Source organism: Methanococcus maripaludis, assembly GCF_013760955.1.
Taxonomy (GTDB): Archaea; AGJL01; Methanococci; order Methanococcales; family Methanococcaceae; genus Methanococcus; species Methanococcus maripaludis_A.
This window is the reverse complement of sequence record NZ_JACDUL010000003.1, coordinates 366905-391991: the sequence shown is the minus strand read 5'-3', so window position 1 is coordinate 391991 and position 25087 is coordinate 366905. Positions and strand designations below refer to the sequence as shown.

At 35.0% G+C, this 25087-nt stretch carries 25 protein-coding genes and 2 tRNA genes; 20 read left to right on the top strand and 7 right to left on the bottom strand.

The window, feature by feature from the left end; all coding sequences use genetic code 11:
• Positions 1–80 precede the first annotated feature (80 nt).
• From argB to HNP90_RS07350, 10 genes are all read left to right on the top strand, one after another.
• Positions 81–965: an acetylglutamate kinase gene (gene argB, locus HNP90_RS07395; RefSeq protein WP_011977439.1), complete on the top strand. Its 885-nt coding sequence runs from the start codon at positions 81–83 to the stop codon at positions 963–965.
• Between the two features lie 399 nt (positions 966–1364).
• Complete coding sequence (locus HNP90_RS07390) at positions 1365–1703, top strand: P-II family nitrogen regulator (protein ID WP_011977440.1); 339 nt, start codon at positions 1365–1367, stop codon at positions 1701–1703.
• Positions 1704–1729: 26 nt separating this feature from the next.
• Positions 1730–2956 carry an ammonium transporter gene (locus tag HNP90_RS07385; RefSeq protein ID WP_011977441.1) on the top strand — a complete coding sequence of 409 codons (1227 nt, stop codon included), beginning with the start codon at positions 1730–1732 and terminating at the stop codon, positions 2954–2956.
• Positions 2957–3064: 108 nt separating this feature from the next.
• Positions 3065–3403, top strand: coding sequence for a P-II family nitrogen regulator (locus tag HNP90_RS07380; protein ID WP_011977442.1), 339 nt, complete (start codon positions 3065–3067; stop codon positions 3401–3403).
• A 208-nt stretch (positions 3404–3611) separates the two neighbouring features.
• Entirely contained in the window at positions 3612–3950 is a 339-nt protein-coding gene (locus tag HNP90_RS07375; protein ID WP_011977443.1) for a P-II family nitrogen regulator, read from the top strand.
• Between the two features lie 18 nt (positions 3951–3968).
• Positions 3969–5204: an ammonium transporter gene (locus HNP90_RS07370; protein WP_011977444.1), complete on the top strand. Its 1236-nt coding sequence runs from the start codon at positions 3969–3971 to the stop codon at positions 5202–5204.
• Positions 5205–5411: 207 nt separating this feature from the next.
• Complete coding sequence (locus HNP90_RS07365; RefSeq protein ID WP_011977445.1) at positions 5412–5750, top strand: P-II family nitrogen regulator; 339 nt, start codon at positions 5412–5414, stop codon at positions 5748–5750.
• A 26-nt stretch (positions 5751–5776) separates the two neighbouring features.
• Positions 5777–7012 carry an ammonium transporter gene (locus HNP90_RS07360; RefSeq protein WP_011977446.1) on the top strand — a complete coding sequence of 412 codons (1236 nt, stop codon included), beginning with the start codon at positions 5777–5779 and terminating at the stop codon, positions 7010–7012.
• A gap of 59 nt (positions 7013–7071) precedes the next feature.
• A complete protein-coding gene (locus tag HNP90_RS07355) occupies positions 7072–7371 on the top strand; it encodes an MGMT family protein (RefSeq protein WP_011977447.1) in 300 nt (99 codons plus the stop codon).
• Between the two features lie 268 nt (positions 7372–7639).
• Positions 7640–8578: a tributyrin esterase gene (locus tag HNP90_RS07350; protein ID WP_011977448.1), complete on the top strand. Its 939-nt coding sequence runs from the start codon at positions 7640–7642 to the stop codon at positions 8576–8578.
• Positions 8579–8624: 46 nt separating this feature from the next.
• On the opposite strand, the gene HNP90_RS07345 is transcribed toward HNP90_RS07350, so the two are convergent.
• Positions 8625–8698: transfer RNA gene (locus HNP90_RS07345), tRNA-Thr, on the bottom strand.
• Positions 8699–8955: 257 nt separating this feature from the next.
• Here HNP90_RS07345 and HNP90_RS07340 point away from each other — a divergent pair.
• Positions 8956–9031, top strand: a tRNA-Gln gene (locus HNP90_RS07340).
• Positions 9032–9099: 68 nt separating this feature from the next.
• Here HNP90_RS07340 and priS read toward each other — a convergent pair.
• On the bottom strand, positions 9100–10191 hold the full coding sequence (gene priS, locus HNP90_RS07335) for a DNA primase catalytic subunit PriS (RefSeq protein WP_011977449.1): 1092 nt from the start codon (positions 10189–10191) through the stop codon (positions 9100–9102).
• Positions 10192–10311: 120 nt separating this feature from the next.
• Here priS and mfnF point away from each other — a divergent pair, with 120 nt between their 5' ends.
• From mfnF to HNP90_RS07320, 3 genes are all read left to right on the top strand, one after another.
• Positions 10312–11295 carry a (4-{4-[2-(gamma-L-glutamylamino)ethyl]phenoxymethyl}furan-2-yl)methanamine synthase gene (gene mfnF / locus HNP90_RS07330; RefSeq protein ID WP_011977450.1) on the top strand — a complete coding sequence of 328 codons (984 nt, stop codon included), beginning with the start codon at positions 10312–10314 and terminating at the stop codon, positions 11293–11295.
• A 131-nt stretch (positions 11296–11426) separates the two neighbouring features.
• Positions 11427–12620, top strand: a complete 1194-nt coding sequence (locus tag HNP90_RS07325; protein ID WP_011977451.1) for an argininosuccinate synthase — start codon at positions 11427–11429, stop codon at positions 12618–12620.
• Positions 12621–12689: 69 nt separating this feature from the next.
• The gene (locus tag HNP90_RS07320) at positions 12690–13046 is read left to right on the top strand and encodes a CxxCxxCC domain-containing protein (protein ID WP_011977452.1); all 357 of its coding nucleotides are present in this window, start codon (positions 12690–12692) and stop codon (positions 13044–13046) included.
• On the opposite strand, the gene HNP90_RS07315 is transcribed toward HNP90_RS07320, so the two are convergent.
• Together HNP90_RS07315 and HNP90_RS07310 are read right to left on the bottom strand one after the other, a co-directional pair.
• On the bottom strand, positions 13035–14003 hold the full coding sequence (locus HNP90_RS07315) for a CPBP family intramembrane glutamic endopeptidase (RefSeq protein ID WP_011977453.1): 969 nt from the start codon (positions 14001–14003) through the stop codon (positions 13035–13037). The two genes, HNP90_RS07320 and HNP90_RS07315, sit on opposite strands and share 12 nt — an antisense overlap.
• A gap of 69 nt (positions 14004–14072) precedes the next feature.
• On the bottom strand, positions 14073–14282 hold the full coding sequence (locus tag HNP90_RS07310; RefSeq protein WP_011869345.1) for a TRAM domain-containing protein: 210 nt from the start codon (positions 14280–14282) through the stop codon (positions 14073–14075).
• Positions 14283–14426: 144 nt separating this feature from the next.
• Between HNP90_RS07310 and HNP90_RS07305 the strand changes: the two genes are divergently transcribed.
• The 6 genes from HNP90_RS07305 to HNP90_RS07280 all read left to right on the top strand — a co-directional run bounded on the left by HNP90_RS07305 (position 14427) and on the right by HNP90_RS07280 (position 20616).
• Entirely contained in the window at positions 14427–15155 is a 729-nt protein-coding gene (locus HNP90_RS07305) for a 7-carboxy-7-deazaguanine synthase QueE (protein ID WP_011977454.1), read from the top strand.
• Positions 15156–15297: 142 nt separating this feature from the next.
• Positions 15298–15915, top strand: a complete 618-nt coding sequence (locus tag HNP90_RS07300) for an orotate phosphoribosyltransferase-like protein (protein WP_011977455.1) — start codon at positions 15298–15300, stop codon at positions 15913–15915.
• A gap of 146 nt (positions 15916–16061) precedes the next feature.
• On the top strand, positions 16062–17153 hold the full coding sequence (locus HNP90_RS07295) for a class II glutamine amidotransferase (RefSeq protein WP_011977456.1): 1092 nt from the start codon (positions 16062–16064) through the stop codon (positions 17151–17153).
• Positions 17154–17180: 27 nt separating this feature from the next.
• Positions 17181–18713, top strand: a complete 1533-nt coding sequence (locus tag HNP90_RS07290; RefSeq protein ID WP_011977457.1) for a glutamate synthase-related protein — start codon at positions 17181–17183, stop codon at positions 18711–18713.
• A gap of 20 nt (positions 18714–18733) precedes the next feature.
• Positions 18734–19504, top strand: a complete 771-nt coding sequence (locus HNP90_RS07285; protein ID WP_048060432.1) for a GltB/FmdC/FwdC-like GXGXG domain-containing protein — start codon at positions 18734–18736, stop codon at positions 19502–19504.
• 32 nt (positions 19505–19536) lie between these two features.
• On the top strand, positions 19537–20616 hold the full coding sequence (locus HNP90_RS07280) for a Coenzyme F420 hydrogenase/dehydrogenase, beta subunit C-terminal domain (RefSeq protein WP_011977459.1): 1080 nt from the start codon (positions 19537–19539) through the stop codon (positions 20614–20616).
• Between the two features lie 98 nt (positions 20617–20714).
• On the opposite strand, the gene HNP90_RS07275 is transcribed toward HNP90_RS07280, so the two are convergent.
• The 3 genes from HNP90_RS07275 to HNP90_RS07265 all read right to left on the bottom strand — a co-directional run bounded on the left by HNP90_RS07275 (position 20715) and on the right by HNP90_RS07265 (position 25085).
• Positions 20715–22907 (bottom strand): methyl-accepting chemotaxis protein, encoded by a 2193-nt coding sequence (locus tag HNP90_RS07275; protein ID WP_011977460.1) that lies wholly within the window; start codon positions 22905–22907, stop codon positions 20715–20717.
• A gap of 382 nt (positions 22908–23289) precedes the next feature.
• The gene (locus tag HNP90_RS07270) at positions 23290–24030 is read right to left on the bottom strand and encodes a hypothetical protein (protein ID WP_011977461.1); all 741 of its coding nucleotides are present in this window, start codon (positions 24028–24030) and stop codon (positions 23290–23292) included.
• 8 nt (positions 24031–24038) lie between these two features.
• On the bottom strand, positions 24039–25085 hold the full coding sequence (locus HNP90_RS07265) for an mRNA surveillance protein pelota (protein ID WP_011977462.1): 1047 nt from the start codon (positions 25083–25085) through the stop codon (positions 24039–24041).
• Between the last annotated feature and the right edge of the window lie 2 nt (positions 25086–25087).

The following is a 25087-nucleotide window of genomic DNA, read 5'->3' as shown; positions in this document are numbered from 1 at the left end:
ATGGATTAAAAAATGTATAAATATTAAATCATATAGAATATGAAAAAACAATATTTAAATATTTTGGTGAGCGGGTATACATGGAAGAATACACAAAAGCTGAAATTTTAATAGAAGCCCTGCCTTACATCTGTAAATTCCACGATCAGAAGGTTTTAATTAAGTATGGCGGCCATGCCATGGTAAACGAGCAGGCAAAGAACTGGATCGCAAAAGACCTCGTACTTTTGAAATATGTCGGCATAAACCCGATAGTAGTACACGGCGGGGGCCCAGAAATCAATCGAGCGATGGAAAAAATGGGAAAAACTCCAGAATTTATACATGGGCTTCGTGTAACTGACGAAGAAACACTCGAAATTGTTAAAATGGTACTTATAGGTAAGATAAACGGCGATATCGTATCAAAATTAGAATTATATGGTGGAAAAGCTGTTGGTTTATCTGGAAAATCAGGTCAACTGATCAAAGCAAAGAAAAAAATCCAGTATTTAATGAAAGACAGTCAAAAAATCGAAGTAGATCTTGGAATGGTTGGGGAAGTTGAACACGTAGACACTAAGTTAATAGATATATTAGTTGAAAAACGGTATATCCCAGTAATTTCCCCGATCGGTGTTGATCACCAAGGAAATGATTTAAATTTAAACGCAGACATTGCTGCAGGAGATATTGCCGGTGCAATGAACGCTGAAAAGCTAATAATGGTCACAGACGTTGATGGAATAATGGACGATATAAAAGATCCATCCACCCTTCACAGGAAATTAACAATTTCGCAAATCGAAGGTATGATTGAAAGAGGACTGATTACTGGTGGAATGATCCCAAAAATCGAAGCATGCATCAATGCACTTGACAAAGGGGTCCAAAGTGTGCACATTGTGAATGGAAAAACACCTCACGCAGTTCTTCTGGAAATTTTTACCGAAGATGGTGTAGGTACAATGGTTGTAAGAGAATAAATTTCTTTTTTTAATTTTTTAAACTCCTTAGATTCTTCTTTTATTTGCAAAATATATCCCTTTATCGGACTATTTGGATTAAAAAAGATTTAAATTTTTAGATTTAAATTATCTTTATATATCAGGATAACTCATGTATTATTATCGGAAAAGGAATTCCGGTTCCTTCCGAAACGCACCAACCAAATCACTATATCGCACCATTAACCTTAAAATAGCCAAAAAACCATTAAAAACTATTAAAAACCAAATAACCGAATTACCTTATTGAAAAATAAGGTAATATACCCCTATTTACAAAAATATTAAATGTCCTTAAAAAATCGAAATTTCATATGCGCATTATGATTATCACTTTATCAATTTTAAAAAATATCTAAGACACGAAGGGGTGTTCAAATGAAAAAAATCGAAGCTATAATAAGAATAGAACGATTGGATATCGTAAAAGGTATTCTTTCTGAAAATGGCTTTTTAAGCTTGACGATTTCTGATGTAAAAGGAAGAGGAGTTCAGGGAGGAATCACTGAACGATACAGGGGCACTGAATATGTAGTTGACCTTCTTCCGAAAGTCAAGCTTGAAATGGTCATCGATGACAAGGACGTCGAAGAAGTAATAACAATAATACGTGAAAACGCAGAAACAGGAAAACCAGGGGATGGAAAAATCTTTATAATTCCTGTCGAAGATGCAGTAAGAATCAGAACCGGAGAATCAGGCATAAAAGCTATCTAAATTAAAAATAAAATCAGGTGAAAATTATGGCAACAGCAGATTTATTTGCCGACCCAACAAACATCGTAACTGGACTCAGTACCTTGGCAACATCTGGAGATGTAATGTTTTTAGTATTAATGGGAACACTTGTGTTTGCAATGCAACTTGGATTTGCGCTTCTTGAAGGAGGTCAGGTCAGGAAGAAAAATGTTAACAACGTAATGATGAAAAACATGGCAGACTGGTTAATTGGGGCAGTTTCATGGCTCTTTATCGGATCAGTTCTTGCAGTGTCACTTGTTCCGGGGGACTTCTTCAGCTGGTGGGGACAAATCTTCACAACGAACTTTGCAGATAACGGAATAGACTTAGCAAACTGGTTCTTTGGACTAGTGTTCGCAGCAACCGCAGCTACAATCGTATCGGGTGGTGTTGCAGAAAGAATTAAATTCAAATCATACTTGTTAATGTCAATAGTAATAACCGCAGTGCTTTATCCATTATTCGTGTACATCGGACCATGGGGCTCAGGAATGATTCCATTCAACGATTACGCTGGAAGTTTCATCGTACACGGTCTTGGTGGTTTCTTAGCACTTGGAGCAATCATGGCCCTTGGACCAAGGATTGGAAAATTCGTTAACAAAAAACCAATTTCGATTCCAGGACACAACATTCCAATGTCAGTATTCGGGGCATTCGTTTTAGCAATCGGATGGTACGGATTTAACGTAGGAAGTTCACTTGCACTTGGAGATATATCTGGATTAGTATGTGCAACAACAACACTTGCAATGGCAGGTGGAGGTATTGGGGCACTTTTAGCTTCAAAAGATGATGTATTATTCACAGCAAACGGTCTTGTTGCAGGTTTAGTTGCAATCTGTTCAGGAACTGATGTTGTAAGCCCTGTGGGAGCATTAGTAATCGGTCTTCTTGCAGGAATTCAGGTACCTATCGTCTACAAAGTTGTTGAAAAAATGGGACTTGACGACGTATGTGGCGTAGTTCCAGTACACGGTACAGCAGGTCTTTTAGGGGGTATCTTAACGGGTATCTTTGGAATGGCAGCTCTCGGTGGTGCTGGTGGAGTAAGCTTGGTAAACCAGCTTATTGCAGCAGGATTAACTGTAGTATACGGTACAGGATTAGGATTCGGACTTGGAAAATTAGTTGGTGGATTCACAGGCGGACTCAGAGTTACTGAAGAAGAAGAAAAAATGGGACTCGACCTTGCAGAACACAAATTGCCAGCTTACCCTGACGAATAAATACTATCTTTTTACTTTTTTCCTTAAGAAAAATAGATAAGATTATATATTTTTCAAAATATAGTTTTCAAAGCGTTAGAATTATTTACTATTTTGGCGGTGTTGTATATGAGAAAAATTGAAGCAATATTCAGACCTGAAAGACTATTGGCGGTTAAGAATGCTCTTTCAGAAGAAGGATTCATCAGTTTAACGTTGACAGAAGTAAAAGGAAGGGGGGTTCAGGGCGGAATCATCGAAAGATACCGTGGAAACGAGTATCTTGTAGATTTACTTCCTAAAGTTAAAATTGAAGTTGTTTCTAAAGACGAAAACGTTGAAAAAATAATCAAAATTATCTCTGAAAATGCAGTAACTGGAAAACCAGGGGATGGAAAAATCTTCGTAATTCCTGTTGAAGATGCAATTAGAATCAGGACAAATGAAACAGGAAAAGATGCCATTTAATTTCTAAAAAATCTTTTTTATTTTTTTTATTCTTTTTTTTAAATATTCAAATTTATCCATTTTGTTAGGACTATTTATATTAGATTTTATAATTATTTTTCGGAAAAGGCATTCCGATTCCTTAAAATTTTAATGATACCGGAACCTATTGTAAATATTTTTAACATATCTATTCTGTCATTTATCTTAAATTTTGGTTGGTGCAACTATGAAAAAAGTAGAAGCAATTGTTCGAGTAGAAAGAACCGATATAGTAAAAAAAGCTCTTTCAGAAGAAGGATTCATCAGTTTAACGTTAACAGGGGTTAAAGGAAGGGGAGTTCAGGGCGGAATTATTGAAAAATACCGTGGAAACGAGTATCTTGTAGATTTACTTCCTAAAGTTAAATTAGAGCTTGTAATTAACGACGAAGATGTCGGCGCAGTTGTAAAAATTATCTCTGAAAATGCAGTAACTGGAAAACCAGGGGATGGAAAGATCTTCATAATTCCTGTTGAAGATTCAATTAGAATCAGAACTAATGAAAACGGAAAAAAAGCTATTTAATTATGAGGGTGCGATAAAATGGCAACAGTAGATTTGTTCAGTAATCCTACAAATATTATGGATGCGTTAACCACGCTCGCAAATTCAAGCGATGTAATGTTTCTTGTAATAATGGGCGCATTTGTATTTTTAATGCAATGGGGATTTGCAATGCTAGAAGGCGGTCAGGTTCGAGAAAAGAACGTGAACAACGCAATGATGAAAAATATGGGTGACTGGATTATAGGCTGTATCTCATGGCTTTTAGTCGGATCATTAATTGCAACAACACTCAACCCCGCAGATTTTCTTGTTTGGTGGGGTAAAATTTTCAGTGCATCACCATTTACGTTTGATAACGGAATTGAGCTTGCAAACTGGTTTTATGGATTAGTATTCGCAGCAACCGCAGCAACTATCGTTGCAGGGGGAATTGCAGAAAGAATGAAATTCAGCGCATATATTTTGATTTCAATCATGATAACAGCGGTATTGTATCCATTCTTTTTGTATCTTGGACCATGGGGTGCAAGTATAATTCCATTCCACGATTATGCTGGAAGTTTGATGGTTCACGGTGTTGGTGGATTTTTGGCACTTGGATTAATTGCAGCAATCGGCCCAAGAGTTGGAAGATTTGTTGACGGAAAACCCATTTCAATTCCGGGACACAACATTCCAATGGCAGTTTTTGGAGCATTTGCACTTGCTGTTGGATGGTACGGATTTAACGTAGGAAGTTCGCTCGCGCTTGCAGATATTTCGGGATTGGTATGTGCAACAACAACGCTTGCAATGGCAGGCGGTGGACTTTCTGGATTTTTATTCTCCAAAAACGATGTATTATATACTGCAAACGGACTTCTCGCGGGAATTGTTGCAATCTGTGCAGGAACTGATATCGTAAGTCCAATGGCTGCACTACTTATTGGATTTATTGCAGGTGCACAGGTTCCATTTACATTTAAACTTGTTGAAAAATTGGGCTTTGACGATGTATGTGGTGTAGTTCCAGTGCATGCTGCAGCAGGATCAATTGGAGCAATATTGACAGGAATATTTGGAATGACAATGTTTGGAGGCCTTGGTGGGGTAAGTTTAATACAACAGGTAATCGCAGTTATAATTTGTGCAGTTTACGGAACTTCTTTAGGATTCATACTTGGAAAAATAACTGGAATCTTTACCAAAGGGATTAGAGTTAGCAATGAAGAAGAAAAAACTGGTCTCGATATTGCAGAACATAAACTCCCTGCTTATCCTAGAGAAAATTAAGATCAAAAAACAATACTTTTTTAATTTCTTTTTTTAAATATTCAAATTTATCCATTTTAATAGGACTATTTATATCAGTTTTATTTTTAATAAGAATAAGAATTCCGGTTCCTATATCATACATTTTTAAAGGTATGGGTTTTCCTTAAATTTACAGTTTTAAACCTAAATTTCATTTGATTGGTTTGGTTAATAATTGGTGCAATAATGAAGAAACTAGAAGCAATAATAAGAATGGAAAGGTTGGGACTCGTTAAAAACGCCCTTTATAAAAGTGGTTATGTTAGTTTAACGATAACTGAAGTAAAAGGAAGGGGTGTTCAAGGCGGAGTAGTTGAAAGATACCGTGGAACAGAACACGTGGTCGAAATACTCCAAAAAGTAAAACTGGAGCTCGTAATTAACGAAAAAGACGTAGATGCAGTAATAAAAATAATTGCAGAAAACGCGTATACTGGAAAACCCGGAGATGGAAAGATCTTCATAATTCCTGTTGAGGACGTTTGCCGGGTAAGAACTGGTGAACGGGGTTCTGAAGCTATATAAAATTATTAAATTTGATGGTGCGAAATATGGTGACAGCAGATTTATTCAACAATCCTACAAATATTATGGATGCGTTAAACACGCTTGCAAATTCAAGCGATGTAATGTTTTTAATTTTTACTGGTGCTTTTATATTTATCATGCACCTTGGATTTGCGATGCTCGAAGGAGGTCAGGTTCGAGAAAAGAACGTGAACAATGCAATGATGAAGAACATGGGCGACTGGATTATAGGCTGTATTTCCTGGCTTTTAGTGGGTTCAGTAATTGCTAGAACATTAAACCCGGCGGAATTTGTTTCATGGTGGGGAAAAATTGCAAGCGCAACTCCATTTCTTTCAAACAATGGATTAGAGCTTGCAAACTGGTTTTTAGGACTTGTATTTGCAGCAACTGCAGCAACTATCGTTGCAGGGGGTATTGCAGAGAGAATTAAATTTAAATCATACATCATGATTTCAATTGTGATAACAGCGTTATTATATCCATTTTTCGTCTATCTTGGTCCATGGGGTGCAGGAATAATTCCATTCCACGATTATGCTGGAAGCTTGATGGTTCACGGAGTTGGTGGATTTTTAGCACTCGGATTAATCGCGGCAATTGGCCCAAGATTTGGAAGATTTGTAAACAAAAAAGCAATAACAATTCCGGGCCATAACATCCCAATGTCAATTCTTGGTGCATATATTCTTGCATTTGGCTGGTACGGATTTAACGTTGGAAGTTCACTCGCATTGAGCGATATTTCAGGATTGGTTTGTGCAACAACAACACTTGCAATGGCGGGTGGAGGTCTTGGAGGATGTTTATTCTCTAAAAATGATGTATTGTATACTGCAAACGGACTTCTTGCAGGCACTGTTGCAATTTGTGCAGGAACTGATATCGTAAGTCCACTTGGTGCTTTGATAATTGGATTTATTGCAGGTTCACAAGTACCATTAATATTCAAATTTGTTGAAAAATTAGGGCTCGATGATGTGTGCGGTGTAATTCCGGTACACGCAACTGCTGGAACCCTTGGTGCAATTTTAGCAGGGGTGTTTGGAATGACTGCATTTGGTGGAGTTGGTGGAGTTAGTCTTACACAACAAATAATTGCAGCATTGATATGTGCAGTTTACGGTACTGGTGCAGGATTTATTTTGGGAAAAGTTATTGGCGTATTTACTGGGGGTTTAAGGGTTAAAGAAGACGAAGAAAAAGCTGGACTCGATATTTCAATCCACAAACTTCCAGCATATCCAAAAGAAAACTAAATATCTAATTTTACTTTTTTAAAAATTTATTTTTTATATTTTAAAATCAAAGTATTTTTATGAAAACATTCAATGAAAAGTGTTACGACCTTTTAATGCAAATTCCAAAGGGAAAAATCACGACATATAAGCTAATCGCCGAAGCTCTAAATACAAAAGCTTACCTGGCGGTTGGAAATGCAATGAAAAATAATCCATATGTTTTAACAGTGCCCTGCCACAGGGTAGTACATTCTAATGGAAATGTTGGCGGATATGTAAAAGGGATTGAAAAAAAGATAGAAATTTTGAAAAGTGAGGGAATAGATATTTCAAATAATAAAATAATCAATTTAAAGAAGTATTTATTTAGATTTTAGTGTTATTATCGTTAGATAGTCACTAGTAGATAGTTTTGAACGGTTTTTGACTATAATGGGGGAATTTAAACGTTTTCTGCATATATTTTTGGGGGGTTTTATCTTCATTGTGGGGGATTGTCCACACAATTACTATGATTTTATGGTATATAAATGTTGCTCAATTGAGAATTTAATATATGATATCAGTTTAAAAATTTAAAAAAGTTGAATTTTAATACATTAAAATAGAGATATTAATACACATTATTTTGATCGGGGTGTTTTAATGGTCTTTGGAATATTTAAAAAGAAGAAAAAAACCGTTGAAGATTATTTAAAAGATAAAAATGTTATGGAACTTATTTTAAACGATCCTAAGGACTGCTTACTTGATTTTACTTACAATTTTATATGGCAGAGTAATTTTGATGTTAAAAGTGAGGTATCAAAAGGAATATCTTACGAAAAATTGGTAAACCACATAAAAAATCCTGAAAATGTAGTTTATATTAAAGGGGATGTGGGACACAGGTTTTGTAGTTCGATGGGTGCTGATTTAAAGTATTTTGGTGGAAGCGGCGGTAAAATTCAAACCGGGACAGTCATTGTTGATGGAAACATTGACACGAGGTTTGGAATAAGCATGGTTTCAGGAACTGTTTATTTAAATGAAAATTTTAGTTTGAAAGAGCCTATTGGAAATATAATCGAAGTAGAAAGCGATTTTTCAGGATATAAAAAATATATTTCGATTACTGAATTAATGGAATCCGAAACGCAAGAAAAAGTTTTAAAACCAAATGTTTTTAAGAACAATGAACTTATTTTAAATGATAACGTAATTCGGGATACGATTGGTGCTAGAATTGAAAATGGATCAAAAATTACGGTAAACGGAAATGTTGATTTGAGTACGGGAATTTTGATGAAAAATGGAACCATTATAGTTAAGGGAAATGCCGGAAAAAATACTGGATCTGTATTGCGGGGCGGAACTGTAATTATAAATGGAAATACTGGGGACTTCACTGCATCTGACATGATATCTGGAACAATAATTATTGATGGAAATGCAGGTAAATTTTTGGGATCAAAGAAGAAAAAAGGAGTAATTTACGCTAAGAATGGTTCAGCAATTCCACCTTTGAAAAAACAGACATTAAATTCCAAAGATAAAGAGCTACTTTCTAAAAATGGATTTTTTGGAGAATTTGTAAAATTTTAATAAATATATTTAGATATATAAATATATTTTTCCAAAATAAAAAACGAGCTTCAGGCGGGGTTTGAACCCGCGGCCTCCTGCTTACCAAGCAGGCGCTCTACCAGGCTGAGCCACTGAAGCACGACTATTCGAACAATTTGCATATCAACTAACTCAAAAACACTATATAAACTTTTTGGTATTCCGTTATTATCTATTAATTTTTTGTAAAAATAACTCTAACTTTTTAAGACTGATTATTCAAAAGATAACGTTTATTTTTAAAGTCAAAGCAATAAATATAGTCAAATTAAGTTTTTAAACTCTTTTAAAAGAATGAATTTTACCGAAAACTTTATATATGTTAATTCCAATCTAATTAGTGCAACTGTTAAAGAAGCCCAGTAGTGTAGTGGCCAATCATCTGTGCCTTTGGAGCATGGGACCGCGGTTCGAATCCGCGCTGGGCTACCATTTTTCATTTTGGGCAAATTAATCTATAAATTTAAATATACTGTTTTAATTTTTTAAAAAAATAGAAGTTATTCTAAAATTTCAAAGTCGATACCATGTCCAAATAAAAATAAAAGGTAGCTTGCAGGAATTTCTGTAGATTTATGGTCGAAAGTATCTCCTTTTAGAGTTAGTGGATCGATTTCCTGTTTTATATTTACATTGTACATTATTTTATGGAATTTAGAAAATACGCCATGATTTAATGGGTCAAACTGGTTACTTTTCAATGAACTGTATGTTATCTCTTTTACCATCAGCCCAGTATAACCATGAAGTGATCCGATCGTTCTAAGAAGTCTGATATCGTCATCCATAACTTTTTCGTCGAGTTCAAGTCTGCTTTTTACTTTACCAATTGTTTCGTAGATTTCGCGTCTAACGTTATCCTTTCTTGTATCAATTTCAGTTTTCCAGTCTGAAGTTTTTTCAAACTTTTTCGTCGAAATTTTGTTTTTCTTAAATTCTCTTATCAGTATATTTTTCCAGCGGCTTCCCATATTCCTTAAATTTAGATTTTTTCCTAAAATGTATTCAATAAAGTACCTCCTTTCGTTTTTTTCCCATTTTTCTATTTTTTCAAGCAATTTTGTATCTCCAATCTTTTTCGTATCTTCCGGTTTTAAATATATGTGGTACCCTCTGTTTCCAGTAAATACTATTTTTAAATCTTTTTCAGAGAGTCCAAAATCGGGAAACAAGAAGTCTTCGATTAAAATTAAGACCTGATTTCTAGCTTCACCCAGACATTCTTCACATATCCATGAATCGTCATGAGTGCACTTTTCAGTCTTATGCGTATCTATGTCGAACGCAACTTCTCTTTTAATTAAACCTTTTTTTGCAGCCCCACCTACTACATCTGGATATTCCATGTATGAAAGTGATTTATACAGGTGAAATGGGGATTCTTTTAAAACCCAGGCTAGATACTCACCGTTAGTATTAAAAGACATGTTTCTATTGTCCACTTTTTTTAACATCCCGTAACCAATCTCTCGATGTGGTAAATCATCCGGAATTTCAAGCCACTTTCTCACGTTTATGGCATAGTCGAAGTATTGTTTGTAAAGACTAGAAACTTCGTTAAAAACCTTATTATCGGCAGGATTATCAGTCATAATTTCACATAACGCTTAATTAACCAAATTAACTTTAAATAATATTGTGATTATCTATAATTAAACTTATCTTTTAATTATTTTAAAAATGATTTTTTAGTTTTTAAATATGGTGTGAAAATGATTTTAGGAATAGATATTGGCGGAGCAAATACAAAAATAACAGAACTTCACGAAAACGGCGAATTTAAAGTTCACCACCTTTATTTTCCAATGTGGAAGAATAACGATAAATTGGCAGAAGTTTTAAAGACATATTCAAAAGAAGTATCACACGTAGCACTTGTTACAACTGCAGAACTTGCAGATTCGTATGAAACAAAGAAAGAAGGTGTAGATAACATATTAAACGCTGCAGAATCTGCTTTTGGTAGTAATATATCTGTTTTTGACAGCGATGGAAACTTTATTTCTCTTGAAAATGCCCGAACAAATTACATGAAAGTTTCTGCATCAAACTGGTGTGGAACTGCAAAATGGGTTTCAAAAAATATCGAAAAAAACTGTATTTTGGTTGATATGGGTTCAACAACAACTGATATTATTCCTATTGTGAATGGGGAAGTGGTTGCGGAGAAAACAGATCTCGAAAGGTTCATGAATCAGGAATTATTGTATGTCGGAACTCTTAGGACCCCTATTTCACATCTTGGAAACACAATATCGTTTAAAGGCGTAAATACAAACGTTTCTTCAGAATACTTTGCAATAACTGCCGATGTTTCAGTAGTTTTGGATAAGGTAACTCCAGAAGAATATACCTGTGACACGCCTGACGGTAAAGGAACTGATAAACGAAGCAGTTTAGTTAGAATTTCAAAGGTTCTCTGTTCTGATCTGAATCAGATTTCAGAAATTGATGCAGAAAACATTGCAAAAACCTATTATGAATTATGGAAAAGTCTAATTTTAAAAAATGTAAAAACAGTCGCAGAAAAGCACGGTCTTAAAAAGGTCGTAATAACTGGACTTGGGGAGAAGGTTTTAAAAGATGCATTGGCGGATTTTGAAGTAATTTCTGTTGCAGAAAAATATGGAAAAGACGTATCTCTTGCAACTCCGAGTTTTGCAGTTGCAGAACTTCTTAAAAGTGAACTCCAATAACTCCTATTTATTTTTACATTAAGTTTTACAATAAAGTTTATAACTATTTAGTAGATATATTGAATAAATTTTAGATTACCATTTTTTTACAGTTAAAATGAACACGGAAAAATAAAACACAGGTGATACCAATGCAAGAAAAAATTGCAGTTTTGGCATATTCTGGAGGGCTTGACACGAGCTGCTGTTTAAAATTACTCGAAGACAAATACGACTACAAAGTAATTTCAGTAGCAGTCGATGTAGGTCAGCCTGAAGAAGATTTAATAGAACCGGAAGAAAAAGCAAAGAAATTCGGTGTATTAAAACACTACACGATTGATGCAAAAGAAGAATTTGCAACAGAGTATATCTTCAGAGCCATTAAAGCAAACGCTCTCTATGAAGGATACCCATTATCAACAGCTCTTGCAAGACCTTTAATTGCTATAAAAATTGCAGAACTTGCAGAAGAAGTTGGAGCAAGCGCAATTTCACACGGATGTACTGGAAAAGGAAACGACCAGTTCAGATTTGAATCAGTAATGAGAGCAAAAACACCAGAAATTGAAATTGTAGCACCAATCAGGGATTTAAACCTTACAAGAACTGAAGAAATAGAATATGCAAAAGAAAAAGGAATTCCAGTTCCAGTGAACTTAGAAAAACCATTCAGTATTGACGAAAACTTATGGGGAAGAAGTATTGAAGGCGGAATCTTAGAAAATCCAATGACTGAAACTCCAAAAGAATGTTTTGCATGGACTGTTGATCCAACAGACGCACAGGACAAGGAAGAATACGTAGAAATTGAATTCAAAGAAGGTGTTCCTGTAGCAATCAATGGTGATTCATTAGCGCCAGTTTCATTAATAAGAAAAGCAAACGAAATTGCCGGAAGAAATGGTGTTGGAAGAGTAGACATTGTTGAAGATAGAGTTTTAGGCTTGAAATCAAGAGAAAACTACGAATGTCCTGGTGCAATGCTTTTAATAACTGCACACAAAGCTCTCGAACAGCTCGTGTTAACAAGAGAAGAAATCGTATTCAAAGAAACGGTTGATTCAAAATACGCAGATTTAATCTACAAGGGACTCTGGCACGAACCATTAAGACACGATTTAGATGCGTTTGTTGACAAAACACAAACAAGAATGAACGGAAAATTAATTGCAAAACTCTACAAAGGTTCAATGAGAATCGTTGGAAGAGAAAGCAAAGATGCAATCTACAACGAAGACATGGTTTCATTTGAAAACAAAGAAATGGACCAGAGAGAAATTGTAGGAATGGTTAAATTCCACGGTCTTCAAGCAGCAATTTATGAAGGCCTTAAAAGAAAATAATTAAGTTTATACTTATTTTTTTCGATTTTTATTCGTTTTAAACTAACTTTTAAATTTTCACGTGATATTATGAATATTTTTGGCTCAAAAGGCACGATAAAGTATGATAAAGAAAAAATAATTAAATTAAGCGCAGAAATGTTTCCAGACGATCTATGCGAGCAGTGCGGAAGGTGCTGTATAATCCACGTTTTTAATTCAACCGAGTGCAGTGAACCTGAAGTTGTGTACTGCAAACACCTCGACACTGAAACAAAACGATGCAGCATTTACAAAACCCGATTCAAAAAAGAAAAAGAATGTCTTTCAATGCTCGAAGCCATAATGGTATCGGCACTGCCAAAAGACTGCCCATATGTAAAAAATTACGAATCTTACGAAGAACCGTGGTTTTACAACTGTTTAAGGTCAAAATCAAAAGATTAACGATATAATATCGTATAAAATATGGATTAGAATCGTAGTGGATGTTGATTTCCTCTCTTTTATCATTCCAAGAATGTAACTTATTATAAATACATCCAAAAGTACCATTGATGACAGATACTGGGCATGAAGTGCTGCAAAAAGGAAACTTGTATATATATTTCCAAATCGCGGTTGCAGTGCTCCTCTAAACATCAATTCTTCACTTATTCCAACTATTATCGATAAAAATACTATTTTTAACGGCGTGGACGCGGAAATTTTTATTGTATTTACAACTTCATTAACATTTGAAGTTTCAACAACTGCCTGTTCTGCAATCTGTTCTGAAATTACGGGATCCATTGACTGGAAAATATATGTAAAAAAGTCAAAAAGATTCCATATAAATTTATCAACCATGAATAGAAGTATTACTCCAAAAATCGCGTATTTTATGGATGGAATTTTTATATCTAATCTTTCAATGGATTGTTTTAGGTTTTTTCTCGTTCCAAAGCCTATTCCAACAAATGCATAGATTAAAATTATGAGTTGAAATGCAGCAAGATCGAGTACTTCCAAAAAATCTGTAAGGGCGATTATAAGACCAGATCCTGATGCAAAAGCGATCACTGGATTTAACAAAATGTATGTAGAAAGCGAAAGAGTAATTTTATGGATCGGATTATCAAAGGAAAGATCCATTTTTAGGAGTTTTGTAAATTTTTCAAAAAAACGCTGATTTCTAATCAGTAAAACGCTTAAAAAAGAAGCTGTGTAGACAGAAAGTCCAAAAACATAATTTACATCCGACATAAAATATATCGAAAAGAAAAGTACTGATAAGTTGAAAACGAAAATAATGTCAAGTGTACGTTTTTCAATAAGTTCCAAATTAAATGCTCGAATTAAATTGATCCAGTATATTACTAGACTTATAAAAAAATAAAAGAATCGAATTAGTGATTCGATCATCTTTATCACTGCTTAATTACTGGGGTTTCCGATAAAGGCCCACAGGTATTAAGGGAAGACGAGAAACACTTATACTCTTTCTGCAAAAGCGAATTTTTCTTTTACAGCGGTAACTTTAACTTTGATAACGCTACCTTTTTCTGCGTTAGGTACGAAAACAACGAATCCATCGATTCTAGCGATTCCGTCTCCACCTTTACCCATGTCTTCAATTGATACTTCGTATTCTTTTCCTGCTTCTACAGGAACATTTTTCATTGCGGGTTTACCGAAAGCCATATTTATTCACCTAGTATTATATACATCTCTTATTGATGCAATATTACACTGCTTTTGATAGTATATATAAGTATCTGAGTTCATTATTTGAGAACTTAACACTAGCTACGTTTTGAATTTTAAAAACGGTTTATCGGTGGTTAAATGATTAGAGAAGTATTTTCCTCAATTATGGGTGAAGGGAAGTTTATCGGCAAAAGATTCATCTTTGTGAGATTTAAGGAATGCCCTCTTGATTGCATATATTGTGACGAGCCAAATACCCCTGGTGGAACTGCAAGAGTCGAAGAAGTTTCCGGATCAGGCGACTTTACTGAATATTTGGAACTTGAAAATGAACTTATCGAAATTATTGAAAAATTGAGAACGCCTGATCTTTTTGCAGTTTCGTTTACCGGTGGAGAACCCCTATTATATCCAAATAAAATAAAGCAGTATTCTGAAATTTTAAAGCATAAGGGCTATAAAACATTTTTAGAGAGCAATGGGATGTTTCCTGAAAGATTGGATAGTTATGATTACGCTTCAATTGATATAAAGCTACCAGAACACTTTGAAAATAAAGATGACGACTTCTGGTATAATTTATATTCAAAAGAACTCGAAACAATCGAAAGATTATATTTAGCAGGAACTGATGTTTACGCAAAAATTGTAGTATTTGAAGAAACTTCCGAAGAACTAATCGAAAGAATTGCAAGAGATTTATCAAAAATAGGAAATATAACGCTCTGCATTCAGCCGGTTTCTCCAACTGACCGGATAAAAGCAACCACTTCAAAGAAAAAGATATTTGAATTAATGGCAATTTGCGGAAGGTACGTGGATGTAATGTGCACGCCGCAAATCCACAAATGGATGGGAATGCTCTAATTCACATTTTTACTACTTTTTTATTTAATACGCCTTTTTTAATAGTTTTTCACCTAAAACTGAACACACTGTTATTTTTTATTAATTTAATCGAAATATACTAATAATATAAAAATATATTATTTGGTAATATGGTGATATCATGAAAAAAGAACTCATACTTAAGGCTTTAAAATTGAGAGATATGGGTTTTCCAAGCGGAGATATTGCAGAAGAGCTAAATATCTCAGTTAAAACGGCATTATATCTTACACTAAATGGTGAAGAACTTTTAAAGGCCGGAGAAACTCCAAAAGAAGATTCTGAAAAGTTGGATATATTTTTAGAATGGGATAATGTTAGGGCTTCATCAAGAAGGCTTAGGAATATTTCAAAAATAATCTGTGATATGCTCTCAGATGTTGAATTCGATGGCGTTGTCGGAATTTCTTCGGGAGGAGTTCCCCTTGCAACATTGATTTCAGATGAACTCGACAAAAATTTCTCAATATACGTTCCTAAAAAACACGTACACACCGAAAAAGAGAAAACAACAGGATTTATCGGCCAGAACATGTCTAGCATTGTTGGAAAGGATGTAATTATTGTTGACGACGTAATGACCTCTGGAAATTCCGTAAAAGAAACAATAAAATATCTAAAAGGCATAGCTAATCCTAAAAAAGTATTTGTAGTCATGGATAAAAGTGGAATCGATGAAATTGATGGTGTTAGGATAGAACACTTGTTTAGAACCGGTGTTGTAGATATTAAAAAATAATTTTCTATATTTTTTAAAATAATTGAAAAATTGGTCGGATTAATCTATAAAAAATAATTTTTTCGGGTATTTCGACTCCGTTATATTCAACAATGTATATAAATGACTTTTTTCATAATAGGATAACCTAAAGTTGGAGGCTTATCATGTGCGGAATTATCGGATTTATGAGTAGAACTGGAAGACTTATTAGTGGAGACAGGATTGCTACAGCTTTGAATTGTTTAAAGGAAAGGGGAAATGGTGAAGGTTCCGGATACGTAGGATATGGAATTTACCCTGACTATAAGGATGATTATGCAATACACGTTTTTTTAGATGCGACTAAAGATTACGATAGAATTAGACACGAAGTCGAAGAAGTTCTTGTAAAATATGGATATATCTTAAAAGACGAAGAAATTCCTACCGAAGAAGGAATTATTAAACAAGAACAGGTTTCATGGAGATTTTTCTACCGATTTGATGAAAAATACATTGCAGTCGAAGAAGACATGATGGTAAATATCGTAATGGATATCAACGATAGAATTGACGGAGCATTTGTATTTTCAAGCGGTAAAAACATGGGGGTATTCAAAGCAGCCGCATGGCCTTTGGAAGTTGCAGAATACTTTAAAATTGACCAGTACAAAGGATTCCAGTGGCTTTCACATGCAAGATACCCTACAAACACGAAAGGATGGTGGGGAGGCGCGCACCCATTTAACCTGCTTGGATGGTCAGTAGTTCACAACGGAGAAATTACGAGCTACGGTGCAAATAAAAGATACGTTGAAAGTTTTGGATACAAATGTAAACTTTTAACCGACACAGAAGTTGTTGCATATCTCTTCGATTTACTTATTCGAAAACACAAACTCCCTGTAGAATATGCAATGAGTGCATTAGCTCCAAGATTCTGGGACGAAATCGAGAGCATGTCAGAAGAAGACAAAAAAATACACGAAGCAATCCGTATGACCTACGGCGGTGCAACAATGAACGGTCCTTTTGGAATTGTTGTTGGAACGCAGGAAGGAATGGTTTTCATGAACGGCGAAGTCGAAGAAGGAAACACCATGGTTGGATTGACAGATAGAATTAAATTAAGACCATTAGTCGCGGCAGAAAAAGACGACTTGTTATTTGTATCAAGTGAAGAATCAGCAATTAGGAAAATATGCCCTGAATTGGATCGAGTATGGATGCCAGACGCAGGAAGAATGGTTATTGCAAAATTAGAGAAAAAAATTTAATTTAAGTTAATAATTAGGTGAGAAAAGATGATACCTTCAACAGTTCCGCCAAAATACAAAGTTTTTGTGGATCCGGAAAGATGTATGCTTTGTGAACGATGTACTACTGAGTGTTCATGGGGCGTTTACAGAAGACAGGGAAATAAAATTTTAACTTACCCTAACAGATGTGGGGCATGTTTAAGATGTGTTTCAAACTGTCCTAGGGATGCTATCACTGTTACATTAAATCAATCATGCGGTAGGGAACATCCAGTATGGACACCAGAAGTAAAACAGGATGTTGTAACACAGGCAAAATCAGGATGTATTCTATTAAGCGGTATGGGTAATGCAAAAGAGTACCCGATATACTTCGATAAGATTGTTCTTGATGCATGTCAGGTAACGAATCCTTCAATAGATCCATTAAGAGAACCTATGGAACTTAGAACCTACGTTGGTAAAAAACCAGAAAAATTAGAATTTGAGTACGTTGAAGAAGAAATCGACGGTAAAAAGGTCAAAAAAGCAAAATTAGAAACAAAAATTGCTCCAAATATTAAATTGAATACCCCAATAATGATAGGACACATGTCATACGGTGCACTTTCATTAAATGCCCACAAAGCAATGGCAAAAGCTGTAAAAGAATGCGGAACGTTCATGGGAACCGGTGAAGGTGGACTTCACAGGGATTTGTACGGATATTCAGACAGCATCATCACACAGGTTGCAAGTGGTAGATTTGGTGTAAACAGCGAATACCTAAACAAAGGAGCAGCAATTGAAATTAAAATCGGTCAGGGTGCAAAACCTGGAATTGGTGGACACTTGCCTGGAGAAAAAGTGTCAGCAGAAGTTTCTATGACAAGAATGATCCCACAAGGTTCAGATGCAATTTCGCCAGCACCTCACCACGATATATACTCAATTGAAGATCTTGCACAGCTCATCAGAAGTTTAAAAGAAGCTACAAGATGGAAAATGCCAGTATTTGTTAAAATTTCTGCAGTACACAACGTAGCAGCAATTGCAAACGGTATTGCAACATCTGATGCAGATGCAGTTGTTATCGATGGATTCAAAGGTGGAACTGGTGCTGCACCTAAAGTATTTAGGGACAATGTCGGTATTCCAATCGAAGTTGCAATCGCAGCAGTAGACGACAGGTTAAGAGAACAAGGAAACAGACATAAAATAAGCATCATTGCAAGTGGAGGTATTAGAAACTCCGCAGATGTATTCAAGTCAATTGCACTCGGTGCTGATGCAGTTTACATTGGAACTGCTGCAATGGTTGCAATGGGCTGTACCGTATGTGGAAGATGCTACACAGGACAGTGTGCATGGGGTATTGCAACCCAGAAGCCTGAACTTGTAAAAAGATTGGAAGTAGACGATGCTGCAAGAAGAGTTGCTAATTTAATACACGCATGGACTCACGAAATCCAAGAATTACTTGGAGCTGCAGGAATTAACTCCATAGAAAGTCTCAGAGGAAACAGAGACAGGTTAAGGGGCGTAGGTCTTAGCGAGATTGAATTAAATACATTAGGAATAAAACAGGCAGGAATGTAATGGCCAGTCTAGGTGAAAGAATGAAAGAACTTAAAATTGACGCCAATGACATGGACTACAGGGAATTAAACGAGAAAATCCACGAAGTTTTGGACGAAAACAAAGACTTGGAAAAATTAGTACTTGAAAATGTTTTAGGACAGAGATTTATTGGAAACGGAATTTCAAGAAAAGATTTAACAATGATCGTAAATGGAGTTCCTGGCGGAGATCTCGGAATGTTCATGAAAGGCCCTAAAGTAGTTGTAAACGGAAATGCTGACCATGCTCCTGGAAACACAATGGATGAAGGATTTGTTGTAATTCACGGAAGTAGTGGGGATGTAACTGGCCACTCAATGAGGGGCGGAAAAGTTTACGTTCAAGGGAATGTTGGATACAGAAGTGGAATCCACATGAAAGAATACAAATACAAATTCCCTGTTTTAGTTATCGGTGGGGCTGCAAAAGACTTCCTTGGGGAATACATGGCTGGAGGAATTATTTTAAACCTCAACATGGACCAAGAAGATACCGAAAAAATCGAAGGAAGAATGATTGCAACAGGAATTCACGGCGGTGTAATTTACATCAGAGGAATCGTTGAAAGTTCCCAACTCGGAATTGCGGCAGACATTAAAGAATTTACCGAAGAAGACATTGAAAAAATTAAACCATACATTGAAGAATTCTGTGCAGAATTTGGATATTCTAATGAAGTTAAAGAAAAACTTATCAATTCAAAATATACAAAAATCGCTCCAATTTCAAGCAGGCCATTCCAGAAGTTGTACACACCTGATTTGAGATAAATAAAATACTTTAAGAGATTTAGGTGGAAATTATGAAGTCGTACTTGAACTTAAAAGAAGAAGTATGGGATAAGGAAACATGCTCTGGTTGCGGTGCGTGTGTTTCTGTATGCCCTACTGAAAACATATATTTTAAACAGCAAAGCCCTGTGCAATTCGACTGTGACGAATGCGCATGTATAATTGTACCTACTGAAGACGGAGAATCTCCAATTTCAGCGGAATTCTGTAAAGTAACTCTCTACGATGTAAATTGTGGCGCATGCTATAGTGTATGCCCAAGAACAAAAGAAAGACATATTTTTAACTTAGAAAAGGTTCCTGGAAGAGTTATCGAAAACTATAAGGCAAAATCAACACTCGAAACCAAAAATATTCAAAGTGGTGGTGTTGTAACTGCAATTTTAGCAAATGCTTTCGACGAAGGGTTAATAGATGGCGCAATTGTAATGTTGGAAGACAAATGGACCATGGATCCAAAATCGTACCTTGCAACATCAAAAGAAGACGTATTAAAAACTGCAGGAAGCAGGTATAACTGGAATGTACCAATACTCGAAGTTTTAAAAGAAGCAGTGATGGTAAAGAAGTTAAATAAACTCGCAATTGTTGGAACTCCTTGTGTTATCAATGCAGTATATCACATGATGGCAACAAGCAATGATTTAGTCGAACCATTCAAAGAAGCAATAAGGTTAAAAGTAGCATTATTCTGTTTTGAAACCTTTGATTATGACAAAATGCTCAAAAAAATAAAAGAACTTGATGTAAATCCTTGGGACATCAAAAAAATGGAAATTGACAAGGGAAAACTTATAGTTTCAACTATACACGGTAACGTATTCAGCATCAAAATCGACGAGCTCGATGGAATGGTAAGAAAAGGATGTAAAGTTTGTAGGGACTTTACTGGAATTTCATCAGATATTTCAGTTGGAAATGTGGGAACTCCTGAAGGATATTCCACAGTTTTAATAAGAAACAAATGGGGCAAAGGATTCTTCGACAGAACTGTAATTAATGGATACGTTTCAGTCGAAGGTGAAGCTTCGTTAGATTCTGTAATTTCACTTTCAAAAAAGAAAATGGAAAGAAAAGACGTTGAATTCTAATTTTTTATTTTTTTAATAAATTACTTTTTTTAGAAATTTATAACTATTTCATATATTTTTAAATCTGTTTTAAAACAATCAAAAAAGAAAAAAGAAAATTAAATTTTAAACTGACTTGATTTTTTAGTTACTCTTTCAGCTACCTGAGTTACTTCTTCTGCAACCCCTCTGATTTCCTCAATAATTGAGTTTAATTCCTCGGTTGACGCAGTAACTTCTTCTGCTGTTGCAGTAAACTCTTCTGAAATTGATGCAATGTCTTGCGCATTTTTCAAAGCGCCTTCGGTATTGTCTGCAGCACTCTGTGCACCTTTTTTAATTCCATTTATTTTTGCGCCTGCGGCATCCACACTTTCTTTAATTCTTAAAAGAGCATCATTTACTTCATCAATTGCAATTACTCCTTTATCGACTTCGTCTTTTCCTTTTAATCCGAGGTCCATCGTTTCTCCGATTCGCTTGTGGACTCCACTAATCGTGTGGTTAATATTTTCAACAGATTTTTTAATTTCTTCTGCAAGAGCTTTAATTTCGCTTGCAACAACTGCGAACCCTTTTCCAGCATCTCCTGCACGAGCAGCCTCAATTGAAGCGTTCAATGCCAATAGTCCGGTCTGTTCAGCAATGTCTTTAATTAAATCGGTAACTTCGTTAATTTTTTTACCGTCTTCACCGAGTTCTTGGATTGATTTTCCTAAATTATCAATTACATTTGTAATTCCTTGCATTCTTGAAATTGCATTTTCAACCTTTTTAACTCCCATTTCGGAGTTTTCTCCGATTTCTTCTGCAGCCTTAACAGTTTCCTCTGCTGCACCATATACTTCTTTTGCAACTTCATATGTGGTTTCAAGCTGGTCTGAAGCTTCCTGTAATTTTGCAGACTGGTCACTTGAAGCTTCTGCAACTTGTGTCGCAGCTTCTGTTACTTGTGTCGCAGTTTCCTCTGCACTTTTAAGTTCATCTTCAACTTTTTGAACTTGGATATTTAACAAATCAACTTCTTCACGTAATTCTTTGATTAAGCCTGCAACATTTGAAACTGCAGTGTTAATCGCCTTTTGTAATCTATTTTTTTTCCTATTTTCATCAGCTCTTGCGGTGAAGTCCCCAGCTGCAACAGCAGTCATCGTGTCAGCTACGTCCTTAATGGTAACCGCCAGTTCTTTTTTGTCTTGATCCATCAGTTCATTGACTTCTTTAATACTTTTAGCCATGTTATTAAATGAATTAGCCAATTCTTCTAATTCATCGCCAGTTTTAACACTTACGACGTGATCGTAATTTCCTTTACCGAAAATTTCTGCACCTTTTTTAAGTTCATCAACCGGTGTTGTAATTTTTTTATTGCTGAATAATGTGATAATTATTGCAATTATTAGACCTACTAAACCAATCAAAATGATCGTTGAAAGTATTTTGGATACTACGTCATCAAAAGGAGCTGCAGGAGTTCCGGTAAATACCATACCAACGGCATTACCCTGGCAGTCGTAAAGTGGAGCATATCCACAAAGGTAAGGCGTTCCTAAAACATCAGTTCTAGCATAGTAGTCCTGTTTTTGATTAACTACTTCATTATATATTTCGTCAGAAATTGCAGTTCCAACAACCCTTTGACCATTATTTTCTAGGTTTGTGGATATTCTGTATTTTCCAAGGGAAATCGTTGCAACATCTCCTGTAGCTTTTTTAATGCTATCAACTATAGTGTAATCATTATTTAGTACATCAATTGACACGATGTATCCTACAACGTTATTTCCATCGTAAACTGGTGAAGAAACAACAATTGCAAGAGCACCTTCAACGCTAGATATCTTGCCACTTGAAATTTTTTCTGTCATTTCGGTAGATATTTTTTCAATAGAATATGTATTTCCAGATCCGGAAATTTTTTTAACAAGAGAACTAACGGAAACATCTGAATTAATGTTAGATCCAATAATAGTTCCATCGGAATCTGTAAATCCGACAAAATCTGCTCCTGCAGATTCATCAACAATATTTGCAATTCTAGATAGTTCATAAGAATTTTTTTCTTCAATATCATCAATAATTTCACTATCTTTTGAGTTATATTCAGTAAAAAGTTCTAATTTTTCAATATGTTCTTCAAACATTGCTTCAGAGATTCCAAGATCTTTTTCTATCGCATCTTGGCCCTGTACTTCCATGCTGTCTTTTACAGTATTTGTTGATATAACGCCCAAAATTAGTATGGGAATCAATACAGTTAATATCGAGTAAAAAAGTAGCTTAGTACTTAATTTTTTAGTACTCAATTTCATTTTAGCACCTATTGGATATTGTGGGAATAGTGTTTTTTAATCGGGGAGAATATATAATATTTTTATGTATGTGCTTATGTAGGTAGTAATAAAAAAATATAAAAAATGAGTTTAAATGTAATATTCTCATTATATGGGTATTGATGTAAACAAAAAGTCCTAGCAAAAACCATATATACTAAAAAAAGGTATTTTTGTTGCTTATCGTAAGGGTAAGCTAAATACTGTTACATTTTTTGTTAACAGTGTTCGAAATATGCTCTCAACTATGCCGTACTTCGTATTGGCACCAAGACACTCTATTAAATATTTTACCTACAAATCTATCAGATAGGCGCTTTTAAGTACATGGACACCACCCATGTACTTTTCCAAGATAATTTTATTTTACAATTATTTCTGACGTTAAATCGAATGGATTTGACCGCATTGCAAGAGAAAATAAATATGGATAGTTGTTTTTTAAGTACATCATGTAATCTAACCATTCTGACACGAGTCTCTCGTATGCCCTTACAATGTCTCCGGAAATGTGTTCGATGTCTGATTGCGGTAAATTATCAATATCTTTTCTTTTCATGAGTTCTTCAGAAATGTGTGAAATTGCCCTCAAAAGTCCTGTAAATTTTTCATGTTCTAAAAGTGCAGGATTTTCCATTAATCGGAGTATAAATTGGGATTCACTGTTTAAAAACTCTTTTAATTCCTTGATATTATCAGGTGTTATTTTTATACTGTATTTATAAGTTTTTAAAGTTTTATGGGCGTTTTTGAATTTTTTCTCGTCCCAGTTGTTAGTTACCAGTAAATTTTTTCGAATTTCTTCTAAATTCGGGTCATTATCCGAAAAATATGTCAATAATTCTTCTCCAACGCTCGAAAAGAACGAACCTATAACCATATTTAATTTTTCAAGAGTCTGTTTTTTATCCCTGTGTTCGAGCAACCTGTGAAGAATCAAAGTTACAAGAAGGACTTCTATTGGGGTAAATGCGATATCGCCCAAAAGATATATCGAGATATGGTGGATATCGTGGAATATTAAAAAATGAATGTAGTAAAGAACAGTAGATAGTGCAACCAAAGTTACTGCAATTCCTATTTCCCATTTAGTATCACTCAAAATATCACCTATTCTATTGGAAACCGCAACAGTGCCGAAATTCCACCGAGCGCTTTCAACTGTTTTCCTGCATCGTGTTCTGTTGAAATGATAAGTATGCTTCCATTGATATTTTCAACACTGTTCATTAATTCTTCGATAGTTCGCCTATTTCTTCTCAAATATTCATCAGTTAGTAAAAGGGTGTCGATTGCAGAGTAATTCATTGCATTGTTTACACTTTCAATTCCGTAAGCTGCAAGACCTTTTTTAGAAATTTCTTCGAGTAATTTTTCTATAATTTGTGTTTCCTTGCTGATTCTTGCTTCTCCGTAAATTTTATCGATAATTCCTGATTTCAATATTTCAGAAAGCCCTGATTTTCCAGTATGGTTTGCGGATTCCACGACCACGTTTGGAGCCAGATCTTTATGCTTTTCAGAAATGTAGTTTTGAATATTGTTTTTTCCAAATCCTGGGCCTGCAAAGAGTATTTTTCCTTCAAATTCTGAAATTGAATTGATAATATCAGAATAGTAGCTAAATTTGGCCTGTTCGTTCTGTTTATAATCTAATTTTTTAGAAACGCCCGATTTAATACTTGCAAGTTCTTTAATTCCAAATTCACGAACTAAAAATATATCCGCTTCGCTATCATCCATAATAACGACTACTACTTTTGGCTTTTTGGAAGAGTCTTCTGCATCTTTTAATCTTGCAAGATCCCATTTTTTCCAGTTCTTTTGAACTGAAACCTGTAAAAGAGGTTCAATATCGATTGTGTGGTATGAACCAATCGGGATGTCCTCTGGAGCATGAATAATTTTTCCGCTTACCCGAAGTCTATTGAAATCTTCATGGAAATTAATTTTTTCAGCTTTTATTCCTAAAAAAACCTTTCTCTTAGTTCCTCTATCTGCACGTAGTTTGTCCCCTTTATCCTCAGTTCTACGTTCAGTAACTGCATAAATTGCATTATATGGCTGTATTATGTTTGATAAATGCCATAAATCATCTAAATTTTCTGGAATTAGTTTTATTATATTTTTTTCAGGTATCTCTTGAATGATCTTCATTA